At 71.2% G+C, this 15,737-nt stretch carries 13 protein-coding genes; 4 read left to right on the top strand and 9 right to left on the bottom strand.

Features of this window, described 5'->3' with window-relative positions; all coding sequences use genetic code 11:
• Positions 1 to 22: 22 nt before the first annotated feature.
• Together DEJ11_RS14425 and DEJ11_RS14420 are read left to right on the top strand one after the other, a co-directional pair.
• Positions 23 to 652, top strand: a complete 630-nt coding sequence (locus DEJ11_RS14425; protein WP_258375454.1) for an SRPBCC family protein — start codon at positions 23 to 25, stop codon at positions 650 to 652.
• A complete protein-coding gene (locus DEJ11_RS14420) occupies positions 649 to 1,320 on the top strand; it encodes a DUF4166 domain-containing protein (RefSeq protein ID WP_111104034.1) in 672 nt (223 codons plus the stop codon). The genes DEJ11_RS14425 and DEJ11_RS14420 overlap by 4 nt, the downstream gene beginning before the upstream one ends.
• On the opposite strand, the gene DEJ11_RS14415 is transcribed toward DEJ11_RS14420, so the two are convergent.
• Positions 1,310 to 1,966 carry a CatA-like O-acetyltransferase gene (locus tag DEJ11_RS14415; RefSeq protein ID WP_111104035.1) on the bottom strand — a complete coding sequence of 219 codons (657 nt, stop codon included), beginning with the start codon at positions 1,964 to 1,966 and terminating at the stop codon, positions 1,310 to 1,312. The two genes, DEJ11_RS14420 and DEJ11_RS14415, sit on opposite strands and share 11 nt — an antisense overlap.
• A 41-nt stretch (positions 1,967 to 2,007) precedes the next feature.
• Here DEJ11_RS14415 and DEJ11_RS14410 point away from each other — a divergent pair, with 41 nt between their 5' ends.
• Entirely contained in the window at positions 2,008 to 2,565 is a 558-nt protein-coding gene (locus DEJ11_RS14410; protein ID WP_071246993.1) for a YbaK/EbsC family protein, read from the top strand.
• Here DEJ11_RS14410 and DEJ11_RS14405 read toward each other — a convergent pair.
• From DEJ11_RS14405 to DEJ11_RS14375, 7 genes are all read right to left on the bottom strand, one after another.
• Entirely contained in the window at positions 2,546 to 2,914 is a 369-nt protein-coding gene (locus DEJ11_RS14405; protein WP_071246991.1) for a VOC family protein, read from the bottom strand. The two genes, DEJ11_RS14410 and DEJ11_RS14405, sit on opposite strands and share 20 nt — an antisense overlap.
• A gap of 19 nt (positions 2,915 to 2,933) precedes the next feature.
• Entirely contained in the window at positions 2,934 to 6,785 is a 3,852-nt protein-coding gene (gene hrpA / locus DEJ11_RS14400) for an ATP-dependent RNA helicase HrpA (RefSeq protein ID WP_111104036.1), read from the bottom strand.
• Between the two features lie 39 nt (positions 6,786 to 6,824).
• Positions 6,825 to 8,657: a thioredoxin domain-containing protein gene (locus DEJ11_RS14395; protein WP_111104037.1), complete on the bottom strand. Its 1,833-nt coding sequence runs from the start codon at positions 8,655 to 8,657 to the stop codon at positions 6,825 to 6,827.
• 91 nt (positions 8,658 to 8,748) lie between these two features.
• A complete protein-coding gene (locus DEJ11_RS14390; protein WP_111104039.1) occupies positions 8,749 to 9,279 on the bottom strand; it encodes an AAA family ATPase in 531 nt (176 codons plus the stop codon).
• 4 nt (positions 9,280 to 9,283) lie between these two features.
• The gene (locus DEJ11_RS14385; RefSeq protein WP_111104040.1) at positions 9,284 to 10,351 is read right to left on the bottom strand and encodes an NAD-dependent epimerase/dehydratase family protein; all 1,068 of its coding nucleotides are present in this window, start codon (positions 10,349 to 10,351) and stop codon (positions 9,284 to 9,286) included.
• Between the two features lie 91 nt (positions 10,352 to 10,442).
• Positions 10,443 to 11,303, bottom strand: a complete 861-nt coding sequence (locus DEJ11_RS14380; RefSeq protein ID WP_171907880.1) for a sulfurtransferase — start codon at positions 11,301 to 11,303, stop codon at positions 10,443 to 10,445.
• Between the two features lie 216 nt (positions 11,304 to 11,519).
• Positions 11,520 to 13,061, bottom strand: a complete 1,542-nt coding sequence (locus DEJ11_RS14375; protein WP_111104041.1) for an MFS transporter — start codon at positions 13,059 to 13,061, stop codon at positions 11,520 to 11,522.
• Positions 13,062 to 13,232: 171 nt separating this feature from the next.
• Between DEJ11_RS14375 and DEJ11_RS14370 the strand changes: the two genes are divergently transcribed.
• A complete protein-coding gene (locus DEJ11_RS14370) occupies positions 13,233 to 13,895 on the top strand; it encodes a TetR/AcrR family transcriptional regulator (RefSeq protein WP_111024668.1) in 663 nt (220 codons plus the stop codon).
• A 187-nt stretch (positions 13,896 to 14,082) separates the two neighbouring features.
• On the opposite strand, the gene DEJ11_RS14365 is transcribed toward DEJ11_RS14370, so the two are convergent.
• The gene (locus tag DEJ11_RS14365) at positions 14,083 to 15,714 is read right to left on the bottom strand and encodes a dolichyl-phosphate-mannose--protein mannosyltransferase (protein ID WP_111104042.1); all 1,632 of its coding nucleotides are present in this window, start codon (positions 15,712 to 15,714) and stop codon (positions 14,083 to 14,085) included.
• Positions 15,715 to 15,737: the final 23 nt, after the last annotated feature.

Genomic DNA, 15,737 nt, shown 5'->3' with positions numbered 1-15,737 from the left:
AGTGGTGTCCTACGCTCGGGGTGTGGGCAACCGGGGCATCTACGTCGAGACGATCATCGACGCGGACGTCGAGCGGGTCTGGGAAGCGACGCAGGACCCGCGCCAGCACGTGCGGTGGGACGTCCGGTTCTCCGAGATCGTCCCGGAACCGGCCGACGCCGACGGAGCAGCCCGCTTCACGTACGTCCGACGGTCCGCCGTGCACGACGTCCACGGCACGGGCGTGAGCCTCGGCGAGCGACTCCGGTCGGACGGCACACGGACGTCGGCTCTGTGCTTCTCCACCCGGGACCGCCTGTCGCCGATCCGACACGGTCGTGGGTACTGGAAGTACGTCCCGACCGAGGACGGCCGCACCCGTTTCATCACGGGGTACGACTACGACCCGGGATGGGGAGCCCTCGACGTGGTCGTCCGGCCGCTGCTCGGTTGGGCGACTGCATGGAGCTTCGACCGGCTCCGCGTCTGGTTGGAAGGCGGCGGCGACCCCGAGACCTGGCAGTTGGCGAGTGTGCTGCAGGTGTGGCGCCGGGACCGGCCACGGGCCTCCCGGTCGTCACGAGCACCGCGTGGGGGCAGCCGACGAGGCGACCACCTGCGCGACGCGCCCGCGACCCTCGCCGTCCTGCCGGACCCGGCGGAGCAGCGATGACCTCGGTGTTCCGAGCGGCGCTCGGCGCAGACTTCCACCGACTGCACCCGATGATGCAACGGCGCTTCGACGTCGGCCTGGATGCCGCCGAAGCGTGCATCGGGCGCGGGGTGATGACCTCCATCCGCCGGGGTCCGTGGTGGACCGTTCCGTTCCTGCAGATCGGGCGGCTCCGGAACATCCTGGTCCCCGACGTCGGCGACGACGTGCCCTTCACCATCGAGAACTACCCCTACCGGGATGCTCACGGACGCGAGACCGTCACCTTCGTCCGCACCTACACGACCCGCCCGGGGCGCACCGCGCGCTTCGACGCCACGATGGTCCTCGTCGGTGGGCGGGTGCTGGACTACCTCGGTTCGCACCAGCACCTGGCGGTGGACCTCGACCTCGTCGTCGACGACCGGGGTGGGCTGGTGCTCACCTCGGACGCCCAGCGCTTCCACGAGGGGCCGATCGCCTTCCGGTTCCCGATGCTCTTCAGCGGCCGGGCGACGTTGCACGAGTACTGGTCCGACGAGGACGAGTCGTTCCACGTCGACCTCGAGGTGCGCAACGCGCTGTTCGGGTTCTTGTTCGGCTACCGCGGGACCTTCACGTGCGAGTGGGTACCGGCAACGGACGCACCCGACCGCCTGAAGCCCCGCCGGACCGAACTCAGGACCTGAGCCACGAGGGATCGGCGAACAGCTCCTCGAGCTCGCGCAACAGCCGGGTCGTGTGGAAGCCGTCGGCAGCCGCGTGGTTGACCTGCAGCGCCAGCGGCAGCAGCGTTCGGTCGCCAGCGGTCCGGTACCCGCCGAGCGTGATGATCGGCAGCAGGTGGTCCCAGCCGTCGCGCACCTGCAACGAGAAGCCGGTGAACGACGCCCCCGGCAGGGTCGAGACGTCGAACACGTTGCCGGGCCGGTCGTCCTGGGGGAACATCCGGGTGTCGTCGCGGTACTCCGTCATCGTCGACACCGCAGCGTCGTGGAAGGAGCCGAAGTCGTCGTCGTACGGCACGACCAGGGCGGAGAACGTCTCGGTGTCCGGGTGGAACACGGTGAACATCGGGTGGACGCAGTCCCACACGGCGGGGGAGCCGTCGTCGAGCAGCTGCATCCGGAACTCGTCGTGCCGGTTCACCACGGTCGCGATGGCCCAGAGCTGCGACGCGTAGATCCGACGGCCGGTCGCTCGGACGCGCTCGACGAAGGCGGTGACGTCGAGTCCGACGGTCACCTCGTACGCGCACGGCACGCGGTGCCGGTAGTGCTCGAAGTGCTCCCGGCGGGGCCACTGGTCGACGTCGATCGCCCGGAGTTCGGTCATGGCTCCACCCTCGTGCGGGATCGCTTCCCTACGGTGGAGCCATGCCGACGCTCGAACGTGTTCCCGCCCTGGTCGCCACCGGATTCCTCGCGATCCCCGTCGCCGAAGCCCTGGTCGCGTTGCCGACCGAGGTCGTCATGAAGATCGAGGGGGCCCCGATCGACGCCGACCTGGCCGACACCGCCGCGTTCTCGGAGGCGTACGGCTACCCGCTGGCCGGCGGCGCGAACTGCATCGTCGTCGCAGGGAAGCGCGGCGACGAGGTCCGCTACGCCGCCTGCGTCGTCCTCGCATCGACGAAGCTCGACGTGAACCGGGTCGTGAAGCAACTGCTCGACGTCCGCAAGGCGAGCTTCGCCCCGATGGACGAAGCGGTCGAGCTGACCGGCATGGAGTACGGCGGCATCACCCCGATCGGGCTGCCGTCGTCGTGGCCGCTCTACATCGACGCGCGCGTCCTCGACGCCCCCGAGGTCGTCATCGGCGCCGGGCGCCGCGCCGCGAAGCTGTTCCTGCCCGGCGCCGCACTCACCGCGCTGCCGAACGTGACCGTGGTCGAGGGCCTGGCGACCGAACCGGTCAGTCCGACGGCCGGATGAGGCAGAACGGGTGCCCCGCGGGGTCGAGGTAGACGCGGAACGTCTCCGTGCCCGACCCCGTGGCCGTCGCACCGATCGCGAGCACCGCGGCCTCGCCGTCGTCCAGGTCGTCGACCTTCACGTCGAGGTGGCTCTGCTGCGGGACCGTCTGCCCCGGCCAGTCCGGCGCCCGGTAGTCGTCGACCTGCTGGAACGCCAGGATCGGACGGTGGTCGGTGAACGGGAGGGCGAGCTCCGCCCAGTCCTCGTCGAAGCCGACGATCTCCCCGCCGAGCAGCTCGGCGTAGAAGCGGGCGAGGGCGCGGGTGTCCGGGCAGTCCAGGACGACGACGTCGAGTGTGCCGATCATGGCCGACACGGTAGACCCATCAGCGTGCGGCGGTCAGGGCCTTCGTGATCCGCTGCAACGAGACGGTCTCGGCGGTCCCGAGTTCCTGCGCGAACAGGCTGAGCCGGAACTCCTCGAGCATCCACCGCGCGTGCACGAGCTCCGGGTGCGCCCCGACCGCGGGCGGGAAGGTGCCGCCGGCATCGGTGTAGCGGTCGGTCGCCACGGTGACCTCGCGCATCCAGGTCGCGTCTCGCCCGGGGTTCTGCAGCAGCTTCTGCACGCGCGCCTCGATGCCCTGCAGGTACACGCGGATGCGGCGCAGCCGGTCGAGCCCTGCGACGGCGACGAACCCGGGGAACACCAGGCGCTCCATCTGCTGCCGCATGTCGCTGAGGGCGGCGAGCAGCGACATCGAGTTCGCCTGCTTGAGTGCCCGTTCGGCGGAGCGCTGCGCCGCCAGGACGGCCGCGACCTCGGACACGGCGGTGAACATCGTGTCGACGACGGTGGCCGAAACGGCATCGCGGACCGACTCGAACTCGGCCTTCGTGAAGACGAGGCCGTCCGGGTGGGCCCGACGGATGCCGGCGTCGACCACGGCGGCCAGGACGTCGTCGAACAGCGCGGCGGTCGACGGGTAGGGGCTGGCGGCGAGCGCGAGCTTCTCCTGCGCGGTCAGGTGCGACTGGATGTACGACACGGGCGACGGCACCGCGTGCATCACCAGACGGCGGACCCCGGCAGGCATCCGGACGACCCGGTCCGACGGAGTGGCGAGCAACTGCACCCCGACGGTCGCCTTCGGACCCGTGCCTTCCTCGACCAGGGACGGGTACGCGCGGATGATGCCGCCGGCCTGCTTGGTGTCGAGGGTCTGCGGGAGGTCCTGGTCGGGCCAGGCGGTGAGTCCGGACTGTTCCAGCGGACGACCGGCACCGGCGGACGCGACGCGAGCCGCGCCTCCGGTCCGTCCCGCGCCCTTCGCCGTGGCGGAGGCGACGCTCTGCTGGGTCCGGTCCTTGAGCTTCGTCTGCAGGGCCGACAGGTCCTTGCCGGTCTCGACCCGGCGACCACGCTCGTCGACCACGGCCCACGTCGGCAGCAGGTGCGCGGGGACGCGGGACAGGTCGAAGTCGGACTCGGAGACCGGGACGTAGGTCATGCGCTGGATCGCCTTGGCGAGGGTGGCGCGGAACGACTCGGTCGGCTCGGTCGGGGCGTCGTCGGGCAGCTCGGCGACGATCTTCTCGGCCCAGTCGGCAGCGGGCACGACGTTCTTGCGGATCTGCTTCGGCAGCGACTTGATGAGCGCGGTGACGAGTTCCTTGCGGAGGCCGCGCACCTGCCAGTCGAAGCCCTCTTCACGCATCCGGGGTAGGAGCGCGAGGGGGACCTGCACGCTGACGCCGTCGTCCTGTGCGCCGGGCTCGAAGCGGTACTGGATGGCGAGACGCTGGTCGCCGCTCCGCCATTGGGTCGGGTACTCGACGTCGTCCTCGGCGGCCTCGGCCGCTGATTCGTCCAGCAGGTCCGACCGGCGCATCGTGAGCAGGTCCGGCTGCTCACGGCGGGTGGTCCGCCACCACCCCTCGAAATCCCGCGTCGTGGCGACGTCGGCCGGGATGCGGGCGTCGTAGAACTCGTAGACGTTCTCGTCGTCGAGCAGGATGTCCCGGCGGCGGGTGCGTTCCTCGAGCTGCTCGAGTTCCTTGCGGAGCTTCCGGTTGGCGCGGTCGAAGGCCTGCTGCGATTCCCACTCGCCCTCGACCAGGGCGTGCCGGATGAAGAGCTCGCGGGAGTGTTCCGGGTCGATCCGCGAGTACTGCACGCGGCGGCGCTGCACGATCGGGACGCCGAACAGGGTCACCCGCTCGTAGGCGACGACCGCCCCCTGCTTCTTCTCCCAGTGCGGTTCGCCGTAGGTGCGCTTGAGCAGGTCACCGGCGAGCGGCTCCACCCAGGCGGGGTCGATCCGGCCGACGGTCCGAGCGAACAACCGGCTCGTCTCGACGAGCTCGGCGGCCATCACGGCGTCCGGCTGCTTCTTCGCGAGCACGCTGCCCGGGAACACCACGAACCGGGTGTTCCGCGAGCCCAGGTAGTCGCGCTTCTCGCGGTCGCGCAGCCCGATCTGGCTGAGGAGTCCGGAGAGCAGCGCGCGGTGCACGGCGTCGCCGTCGTCGGAGCGGGCCTGCCCGACTCGGACGTCGACCTGCTTCGCGGCACGGGAGAGCTGCCGGTACAGGTCCTGCCACTCGCGGATGCGCAGGTAGTTCAGGAACTCGGCCTTGCACAGCCGGCGGAACGCGCTCGACGACAGTTCCTCCTGCTGCTCCTCGATGTGGTTCCAGAGGTTCAGCAGGGTCAGGAAGTCGCTCGTCGGGTCGGCGAAGCGGGCGTGCAGCTGGTCGGCGTGCGCACGCTTCTCGAGGGGCCGCTCGCGGGGGTCCTGGATGCTCAGGGCGCTGACGATGGCGATGACCTCGCGTCCGACGCCCTGCCGCCCGGCCTCGAGCACCATCCGACCGAGCCGGGGGTCGATCGGCAGCCGGGTCAGCTGTCGCCCGGACTTGGTGATGCGGCCGTCCTTGTCGACGGCGCGGAGCTCGCGGAGCAGGTCGAGGCCGTCCTTCACGCCCCGGCTGTCCGGCGGTTGCAGGAACGGGAACGACTCGATGTCCCCGAAGCCGAGCGAGATCATCTGCAGGATCACCGCGGCGAGGTTCGTGCGGAGGATCTCGGGGTCGGTGTACTCGGGGCGTCGGCCGAAGTCGTCTTCGGAGTAGAGCCGGATCGCGATGCCGGCACTCGTGCGGCCCGCTCGACCGGAGCGCTGACTGGCGCTGGCCTGGGAGATCGCCTCGATCGGCAGGCGCTGCACCTTGGCCCGCGGGGAGTACCGCGAGATGCGTGCCGTCCCGGTGTCGATCACGTACTTGATGCCGGGCACGGTCAGTGAGGTCTCGGCGACGTTCGTGGCGAGGACGACACGACGGCGGATGCCCGGGGTGTGCCGGCGCTCGAAGACCCGGTGCTGGTCGGCGGCGGACAGGCGGCCGTACAACGGCAGGACCTCGGTGCCCGGGTAGCGCTTGCCCTCGATCGCGTCCTGCGCGTCGCGGATCTCGTTCTCGCCGGACAGGAACACGAGCACGTCGCCCGGGTCCTCCTGCGCCAGCTCGTCGAGGGCGTCGGTGATGCCCTGCAGGGTGTCGCGGTCGTCGGCTGCGTTGCCGCTGTCACCGGTGCGGGAGTCCGACTCGTCGTCGGCGTCGTCGTCCTGGTCTTCGGCGACGAGGGGGCGGTACCGGATCTCGACCGGGTAGGTCCGGCCGGACACCTCGATGATGGGGGCGTCGTCGAAGTGCTTCGAGAACGACTCCGGGTCGATCGTCGCACTCGTGATGATGAGCTTCAGGTCGGGGCGACGGGGGAGCAGGCGCTTCAGGTAGCCCAGCAGGAAGTCGATCGTCAGGGACCGCTCGTGCGCCTCGTCGATGATGATCGTGTCGTACCGCTTCAGGTCGCGGTCGAAGTGGATCTCGTTCAGCAGGATGCCGTCGGTCATCAGCTTCACGCGGGTCTCGGAGCTCACCTTGTCGGTGAACCGGACCTGGTAGCCGACGAGCCCGCCGAGCTCCCCGCCGCCCAGTTCTTCCGCCACACGCTCGGCGATGGTCCGCGCCGCGATCCGGCGGGGCTGGGTGTGCCCGATGTGCTCACGACCGAGCTCGAGGCAGATCTTCGGCAGCTGCGTCGTCTTGCCCGAGCCGGTGGCCCCGGCGACGATGACCACCTGGTTGTCACGGATGGCAGCCGCGATGTCGTCCCGCCGCTGCGAGACCGGCAGTTCGGGCGGGTACGTGATGACGGGCAGCGGAGAAGACATGAGCATTCCAGGATACAGGCGCGCCGGGCGGGAGGCGCGTCAGGCGATCTGCTGGGCCAGGGCGTCCGCCGACCGGGACGGCAGTTCGCACACCCGGTCGTGGCAGACGTACGCGGCAGGGTCGAGCACGTCGCGTCCCTCGAACACCGAGAACCCCGCCTCGGCCCAGTCGCGTGCCTGCTCCGGCGTCGTGGTGGCGACGACCGTACCGGGGCGCCGACCACGGTGTGCCACGGCCCGCATCGGGTCGTCGGTGCCGCTCGTGACGACGACGATCTCGCGCGACGGCCGTTGTAGGGCGAGGGCGACACCGAGGGCATCCGCGTGACCGAGGGGTCGCTCGGTCCCGGTGCGGGCGCGGTCGGCGATGAGTCGTGCCGCGGCGACCCGCAGTGCCTCGTCGCCCGTCAGTGCCCCGAGCGTCGCGGCGGCCGACGCCAGCGCCACGGTGCCGGACCGCATCGCCGTCTGCGGCTGTTCGCCCGTGGCCGTCCCCGCCGCGGCCAGCACCGGGTCGACGTCGAAGCGCTCGGCCAGGCCGTCGTCGACGAGCGAACGTGCGACGGTCGCGTAGGAGACCTCGCCCGTCACCAGGGCCAGTTCGAGCAGCCCTTCGGCGAGCAGTCCGACGTCCTCCACGGTGGCCGGAGCAGAGGACGCCCCGCGCGGTGTGCTGGACCGCACCGTCACGTGGCCGTCCTGCACGTGGGCGGCGAGGACCGCGTCGGCCGCGCCCCGCGCGAGCGCGACGAGTTCCGGGTCGCCGTGCCGTGCGCCGGCGATCGCGAGCCCCCGGATCGCCAGGCCGTTCCAGCCCGTGAGCACCTGGTCGTCCAGCGGTGGCGGGTCGAGCTGGGCGCGCTCGGCGATCGGCCGGCGGTACCACTCGCCCTCGACCCGACGGCCGTCGATGGTCGACTCGCTGTCCTGCGCGGCGACGAAGGCCCCGTCGGCACGGCGCAGGGTGTCCCGGAGGAAGTCGGCGATGCCGCGGGCCTGCTCGGCACCCGCGACCGCGAGCAGCCCCGCGTTGTCGTAGAGCATCCGTTCGTAGTGCGGCACGCTCCAGTCGCGCTTGGTTGCGTACCGGAAGACGCCGCCGTCGGCATCCGTCAGCTCGGACGCGCGGATCGCGTACAACGACCGGTCGAGCAGCCCGTCGGCCTCGGCGTCGCCGTCGGCCGCCGCGTCGGCGAAGAACTCGAGCAACGGTGTGCTCGGGAACTTCGGCGCGCCGCCGAAACCGCCGTAGGTGGTGTCCTCTGCCTGGGATAGCTGTTCCGTGACGGCCCGGATGGCGTCGACGGACGGGAGGCCCGGGTCGGCTCCGATACCGCCCTCGCCCGAGCGGGTGGCAGCGTCCGCCACGGCGCTTTGCCGGATCGCCGTCGCGATGGCCGAGGCGTTCGCGTCGACCTCGTGGCGACGCTCGGTCCAGGCGTCGAGCACCGCGGCCAGGATCTGCCGGAACGCCGGGACCTGCCCGACGGGAGTGGGTGGGAAGTACGTCCCCGCGAAGAAGACGTGGCCGTCGGGCGTCAGGAACGTCGTCAGCGGCCAGCCGAGCTGTTGCGTGAACGCACTCGCCGAGGCCATCAGGCTCGCGTCGACGTCCGGCCGTTCTTCGCGGTCGACCTTCACCGACACGAAGTCCCGCCGGAGCAGCTCGCCGATCTCCGGGTCGGCGAAGCTCTCGCGCGCCATGACGTGGCACCAGTGGCACGTGGCGTACCCGACGGACACCAACACCGGGACCCCGCGCTCGCGCGCTTCGGCGAACGCCTCGGGACCCCACTCGCGCCAGTCCACCGGGTTGTCGGCGTGCAGACGCAGGTAGGGGCTGACCGAGGTACCGAGGCGGTTGTCGTTCATGGCTCCAGCGTGCCCGCACCCGACTGGGCGGACCACCGCCCGGGGACAACTGTGGAGGGAACGCCTGCTCTGCACAGGCCGTGCGGGGAGATTAGCCCTCGAGCCACCCCGTGATCGACGCGAGCCGTGCGGCCACCTGGGCGGGGCTCTGGCCGTCGGTGTCCACCCGGGTGACCGTGTCCGCGGTGGCCGAGTCGAGCCTCCCGGCCGTCCGCGTGCTGTGCGCGAGCTGCGCCTGCGGGACCGCGCCACCCGCTCGTCGTGCGAGCCGGTCGGCGGTCGCGCCGTCGGATGCGCGGAGCAGGACGACGCGCACCAGCGGATCGTCGCCCATCGCCGCAGCGAGGCGCTCGTGCTCGAGCACGGACACGGTGTTCGTGTAGACGAGCCGGTGGTGCGCGATCGCCCGGTAGCCGGCCCAGATCGCGGCGAGGTTCCGCTCGGCGAGGCGCGCCTCGGGGTGTTCGACGTGCGGTACCGGGTGCGCGAGGTCGAGCAGGTCGCCCTCGATCACCGCGTGCCGGACGTCCGCCGCGACGAGCAGGTCGTGCAGCGCCTCGGCTGCCGTGGACTTGCCCACCCCGGAGCGTCCGCCGATGAACAGGACCTCGGACCGGGGCACCGTGTCAGCCCAGGTTGAGGGAGAGGAGCGCGAGTGCGGCGTCCTCGGGGCCGTAGTCGAACATGTGCTCCCAGAACGGGTCGTCGGCCCACGGGACGTCGCCGTCGGCGGGCGTCGCGTGGGCGGTATCGACCAGCCATGCCAGTTCCGGGGCGACGGCGGTCGCGAACTCCGGCGGTTCCCAACCCAGGGCGCGTGCCGCAGTGGTGTCGAGGACGAACGGCGGTCGTGACGACCACGGCGTGCCACCCACGAACGCGGGCGCGTCCTCGTCGAGCAGGACCTCGTCGAACCGGTGGTCCAGGTGTCCGCCGATCGTCCGCACGATCTCGAGCGCGGTCGGGGCCGAGGCATCCGCGACGTTGAGGATCCGGCGGTCCGGCGCGTCCGCGACGAGTCGGACGAGCGAACCGATGCCGCTCGCCGCCGTCGTGTGGTCGACGCCGCGGCCGTGGTCGGCGAGCAGGATGCGCTCCCGGCCGTCGAGCACACGGCGGACGACGAACCACTCCCGCGGGCGGCCGATGCCGACGCCGTACACCTTGGACGGGCGGAGCACCGTGACCGGAGCACCGTGGTCGAGCAGAACCTGCTCGGCGGCCACCTTCGCGGCGCCGTAGCCGTCACGACTCGTCGGGTCCCCGTCGCCGGCGGCGACCGTGGGCTGGATCTCGGTGACCGCGCCGCCGAACACCGGCTTGTCGAGCGAGTTCGCGTGCCGACCCTGCTCGTCGGCGTAGACGGCCTTCGACGAGACGAAGACCGTCGAGCCGACGTCGTCGAGGAACGGCAGGAGCTGCTGGGCGTCGTCGCGGGTCAGGCCGACGGTGTCGACGAGCAGGTCGGCTCCGGGGCGGAGCAGGTCACGCAGGACGGACCGGTCGCGGCGGTCACCGGGCGTGAACGTGGCGCCGGAAGCGGTCAGCGCGTCCGCTGCGGGGCCGCCTCGGCGTGCGAGGACGTCCACCTGCCAGTCGTCGCCGCCGCGGCCCGAGGCGTCGAGGAGCTCCCGTGCGACGGCCGAGCCGATGCCGCCGGTGCCGCCGAGGATGACCGCGCGTCTGGTGCTCATGGTGCAACGGTAGTGCGGCGGGGCCGTCGGTCCTCGGCTGTCGTTCCGCGGCCGTCGGCCCGGCGCGGCCGTCGTTCCGCGATCGGTTCCGTCAGGAGGCGAGCTGCTCGTGCCGCCACCAGTCGGCCAGCGAGCCGTCGTAGACCTTCACCCGGTCGTGTCCGAGCACCGTCAGGGCGAGGGCGTCGACGCACGCGGCGCTGCCCACCCCGCAGTACGTGACGATCTCGTCGGCACCGATCACCGCGGCGAAGGCCCGCTCGAGCTCGGCGCCGCGCAGGTACGCGTTCGTCTCGGGGTCCACCAGGGTGTCCGCCGTGATCGGGGTGCTGCCCGGCACGATCGGCGGGTGGTCGTCCCCGAGGGCCGCCCAGGGCGCGGCGAACACCAGGGATGCCGGCTCTTCGCCGGAGACCGCACGGGTGACGCGGTCGTGGTCGGCCCAGAGCGCACGTTCTTCGCCGGCCAGGAACGCACCGGCATCGGGGTCGGACGGCGTCGCGCGAGTGTGGAGTGCGCCCACGCGGACCGGGCGGCCCTCGTCGCGCCACTTCGTGAAGCCACCGTCGAGCACCGCGACCGAGTCGAAGCCGAACGAACGGAAGATCCACCACAGGCGTGCCGACCACTCGCCGACGCTGTCGTCGTAGACCACCACGGTCGAGGTGTTCGTCACGCCGAGCTGTGCCGCGGCGACCTCGAAGCGCTCGGCGCCGGGGCGGGTGAACGGGACGTCGGCGTCGGCGGCGGAGAAGTCGTCGATCAGGTCGGCGAAGCGGGCGCCGGGCACGTGGCCGCGCTGCTCGTGGGCGTCCCGCCCGGGGAGCCAGCTGGTGTCGAACCCGGCCCCGACCGTGTGCACCGAGGCGTCGAGCACGACGAGCTCGTCAGCACCGAGGTGGTCTGCGAGCCACTGCGTCGACACGAGTGGTGAGGTCAGGACGGGGGCCATGCCGCACACCATAATCCGCACCCCTGACGTGGGCCAGAGTCGTGGACACACGGCGCAACCGCAGGCACCGAGTGCGTGCGCATCGATCGACGATGCACGCGTCGTTCGACAGGTGGATCGTCGTGGAACGGGTGTCGCCCCCCACCCACCCACACGCACGACGGCCCGCCCCGGCAGAACCGGAACGGGCCGAAGACGCTGAGCGAACCGCCAGTGTCAGTGCGCTGCGGCGGGGATGCTCCCGGTCGTGGCGGACCCGGCACGTGCGAGCCGCTCGACCCGCACCGACTGCCGGTTGATGAGCAGTCCGCCGGCCAGGGCGACGAGCACGAGCACGCCGGCCGAGATGCCGAACGCCACGTGGTACCCGTCGAGCGTGGCCTCGGCCTGCTGCAGCTTGGTCGGGGCGGCGGTCAGCCCGGACAGGCTGTTCGACACCACGTCGGCGAAGATCGTCGACAGCAGCGCCGTGCCGATCGAGCCACCGATCTGCTGCATGGTGTTGACCGTCGCCGAGGCGACACCGGCGTCGGCCCGGGCGACCCCGGTCGTCGCGGTGTTCATCGCGGACGAGAAGATCGTGCCCATGCCGAGGCCGATGACGATCAGCGCCGGCAGGACGGTGCCCGCGTAGGAGCTGTCCAGGTCGGTGCGGAGCAGCAGCAGGAGCCCGGTCGCGGCGACCAGGCCACCGGCGAAGATGAGCACCTTCGGCCCGACGCGCGGCAGCAGGCGGCCACCGATCTGCGTCGCCGAGATCATGATCGACAGCGGCATCGGCAGGAACGCGAGACCGGTCTGCAGCGAGCTGAAGCCGAGGGTCTGCTCCAGGTAGTAGGTCAGGAACAGGAAGATGCCGAACATGCCGATCGCGACGAGGCCGATCGCGATGAACGAGCCGCCGCGGTCACGGTCGAGCACGACGCGCAGGGGCAGCAGCGGGTGGGCGACGCGGGTCTCGATGAACACGAACGCGGCGATCAGCACGACACCGCCGGCGAGCATGGCGATCGTGACGGGGGAGTCCCAGCCGTTCGTCTCGGCGTTCGAGAAGCCGTAGACGACGCCGACCAGCCCGAGCGTGATGGTGATGACGCCGAGCACGTCGATGCGCGGACGCTCGACCTTCGGCGGCTTCTCCATGAAGACGAGTGCGCCGATCACGCCGAGCACGGCGAAGACGACGTTGACGTAGAGGCACCAGCGCCACGAGGCGTACTCGGTCAGCACGCCGCCGAGCAGCAGGCCGATGGCCGCACCCGAGCCGGCGATGGACCCGAAGATGCCGAACGCGCGACCGCGTTCCTTGGGGTCGCGGAACGTGGTGGTCAGCATGCCGAGTGCGGACGGGGCGAGCAGCGCGCCGAAGACACCCTGCAGCGCGCGGGCCGCGACGAGCAGGCCGAACGAGTCGGCGAGCCCACCGAGCACCGAGGCGACGGCGAAGCCGACGAGCCCGATGATGAAGGTGTTCTTGCGCCCGAACAGGTCGCCGAGACGACCGCCGAGCAGCAGCAGCGAACCGAAGGCCAGCGAGTACGCGGTGACGATCCACTGTCGCTGGTCGGTGCCGAAGTCCAGGTCGGCCTGGGCCGAGGGCAGGGCGATGTTCACGATGGTCGCGTCGAGCACGACCATCAGCTGTGCGAGGGCGATGACCGCCAGGGCGATCCAGCGGTGGTTGCTCTTGGCGGGGGTGGTGCCCGGAGTCGTGGGTGCTGTCCCGGTGGGGGTCGGCACGGTGTGTTCTGCCGTCACGGCAGCCTCCTTCGAGAAGGTTGGAGGGTGGGGTGGAGGTGCGCGCCGTCGGGCACTCCCGAGATGTGGTGGTGACGAAACCGGATGCGATGCATCCGTTTGTGGTCAGTGTAGACCGAAACGGAAGGAGGGCATCCACTTGTTCCCAGAAAGTGCAACTACGGTCGGATCGTGAGCACCACCGAGTCCGCGTCCGACCTCGAGCGACCGCTGCGCGCCGACGCAGCGCGCAACCGCGAGCTGATCCTGCAGACGGCACGCAAGTGCTTCGCGGAGCGCGGGCTCTCCGTCACGTTGAACGACATCGCGCACGAGGCCGGCGTCGGGGTTGGCACCGTCTACCGACGGTTCGCCGACAAGGACTCCCTGATCGAGGCGCTGCTCGCCACCAAGTTCGAGGCCATGAACGACGCCGCAGCGCGCGCCGCGGACGTGTCCGACCCGCGCGAGGCGCTCCGGGTGTACCTGATGGGCGTCTTCGCGTTCCGTGCACGCGACCGCGCCCTCGCCGACGCCATCGTCCGTGCCGGCAAGGCCCGTCCGTCCATCGTGCAGGAGCGCGACCGGCTCGAACGCCAGGTCGCCGCGATCATCGGCCGCGCCGAGACCGCCGGCGTCGTCCGCCCCGGCTTCGACTACCGGGACCTGCCGATGCTCACCGCGATGGTCGGTGCGGTCGCCGACGCCACCCGTGAGCACGACCCTGATGCCTGGCGCCGCTACGCGGAACTCCTGATCCAGGGCGTCCTGCCGGGCACGGACGACACCGCGCCGATGCTCGGCGACCCGCTGGACCGCGAGTCGATCGAGCGCGCCCTGCACGCGCAGTCCTGACCACGGACGGACTGGCGCGGACCGCTCAGCGGTGACGCGAAGCGTCACGCGGGCCGCGCCGACCGAGCTTGCGAGGGAGGTGTGGCGGCGCTGCCACGGGCCTCCAGTCCGGCGGTAGTAGCCACCAGAGCGCCCAGCGCGACGGGCGCGGCCGGACCAGCCAGGCCTGCCAGCCCTGCCCGGCCGGCTACAACCAGCTGGGGATCCAGTAGTGCGACCGGACGAAGTCCCACGGCACCTGCATCGCCGTCCACATCGGGTACCAGTAGACCGAGGCCAGCACGACGACGCCCAGGTACACGCCGACCCACAGGATCGCCCGCGACCTGCGGGACCGTTCGTCGCTCCGCCTGCCGAGCACCAACCCGATCGCGGCGGCCAGCGCCATCACCATGTAGGGCTCGAAGGCGATCGTGTAGAACTGGAACACCGTCCGGTCGACGTACATCAGCCAGGGCAGGTACCCCGCCGCGACGCCGAGCAGGACGAAGCCGTACTCCCACTTCCGGCGCAGGATCCAGAGCACGAGCAGCGCCACCGTCGCGATGACCGAGGCGTACCAGATGAACGGGTTCGCGATGCCGGTGATCGCCTCGCCGCAGCGGTTCGCCCAGCAGCCGTCCTGTCCGGCGTCCGTGCCGACGTAGAACATCGACGTGGGGCGCTGCATCACGAGCCAGAGCAGCGGGTTCGCCTGGTACGAGTGCGGGGTGTGCAGCCCGATGTTGAAGGCGTAGATCTCCGACTGGTAGTGCCACCAGTTCTGCAGGCTGTCCGGCACCCAGGCGAGCAGCCCGGTCCAGCGGTCGCCGCCCGAGGACAGCCAGTTGCGGTCCCAGCCGTCCTTCGACACGAACCAGCCGGTCCAGGACGCCACGTAGGTCACCGCGGCGATCGGCACGGTCAGCAGGAACGACACCGGTGCCTGCTGCAGCAGCGCGCTCGACGACCAGAACTCCACCCCGGCGCGGCGGCGCATCATCATGTCGCTCAGCACGGAGTACACCGCGAAGAACGCCAGGAAGTACACCCCCGACCACTTCGTCGCCGCTGCCAACCCGAGGGCCAGGCCCATCGCGAACAACCACGGTCGCCACCAGAACACCGGCCCCCACAGGGTGGTCCGGCCGGCGGCGGCGCGGGCGGCGACCCACTCGTCGAGCCGCCGTTGGCTCTGCCGGCGGTCGAGCAGCAGCGCCCCGAACCCGAGGATGACGAAGAAGGTCAGGATGCCGTCGAGGAGCGTCACCCGCGACATCACGATCGCCTGCCCGTCGATCGCGAGCAGGAAGCCGGCGAGCGTGCCGATCATCGTCGAACGGAACAGCGACCGGGCGATCACGGCGGTGAGGAACACCGTCGCGATGCCGAGCACGGCCACCGTGAAGCGCCAGCCGAACGAGTTGTCCGCCCCGAACAGCAGCATCCCGAGGCCGATGAGGTACTTGCCGAGCGGCGGGTGCGCGATGAACTCCGCGGCGCTCGTGAAGACGTCCGTCTCACCGCGCACGAACCGGTCGTCGGTCGTCGGGGCGCCGTCACCGCTCGGGTTCGCGGGCCAGGTGCCCTCGTACCCGAGGTGCACGATCGACCAGCCGTCCTTGACGTAGTACGTCTCGTCGAACACGAGCGAGTGCGGGTTGCCGAGGTTCACCACCCGCAGCACGGCGGCGAGGAGCGTCACCGCGAGCGGACCCGTCCACCGCCACACGGCGACGCGCTGCGACGTGGAGAGCACCCGCCCCCACCAGTCGTCCAGGCGCGAGCCGACCGGCCCGTCGGGCACGGCCGTGCGGTCGTCGGTCAGCTCGCTGGTCATCGCTGAGCATCCTACGGATCGAC

Source organism: Curtobacterium sp. MCLR17_058 (assembly GCF_003234705.2).
Taxonomy (GTDB): domain Bacteria; phylum Actinomycetota; class Actinomycetes; order Actinomycetales; family Microbacteriaceae; genus Curtobacterium; species Curtobacterium flaccumfaciens.
Note: the sequence above shows the minus strand (reverse complement) of the source record. Positions and strands in the feature narration are given on the sequence as shown.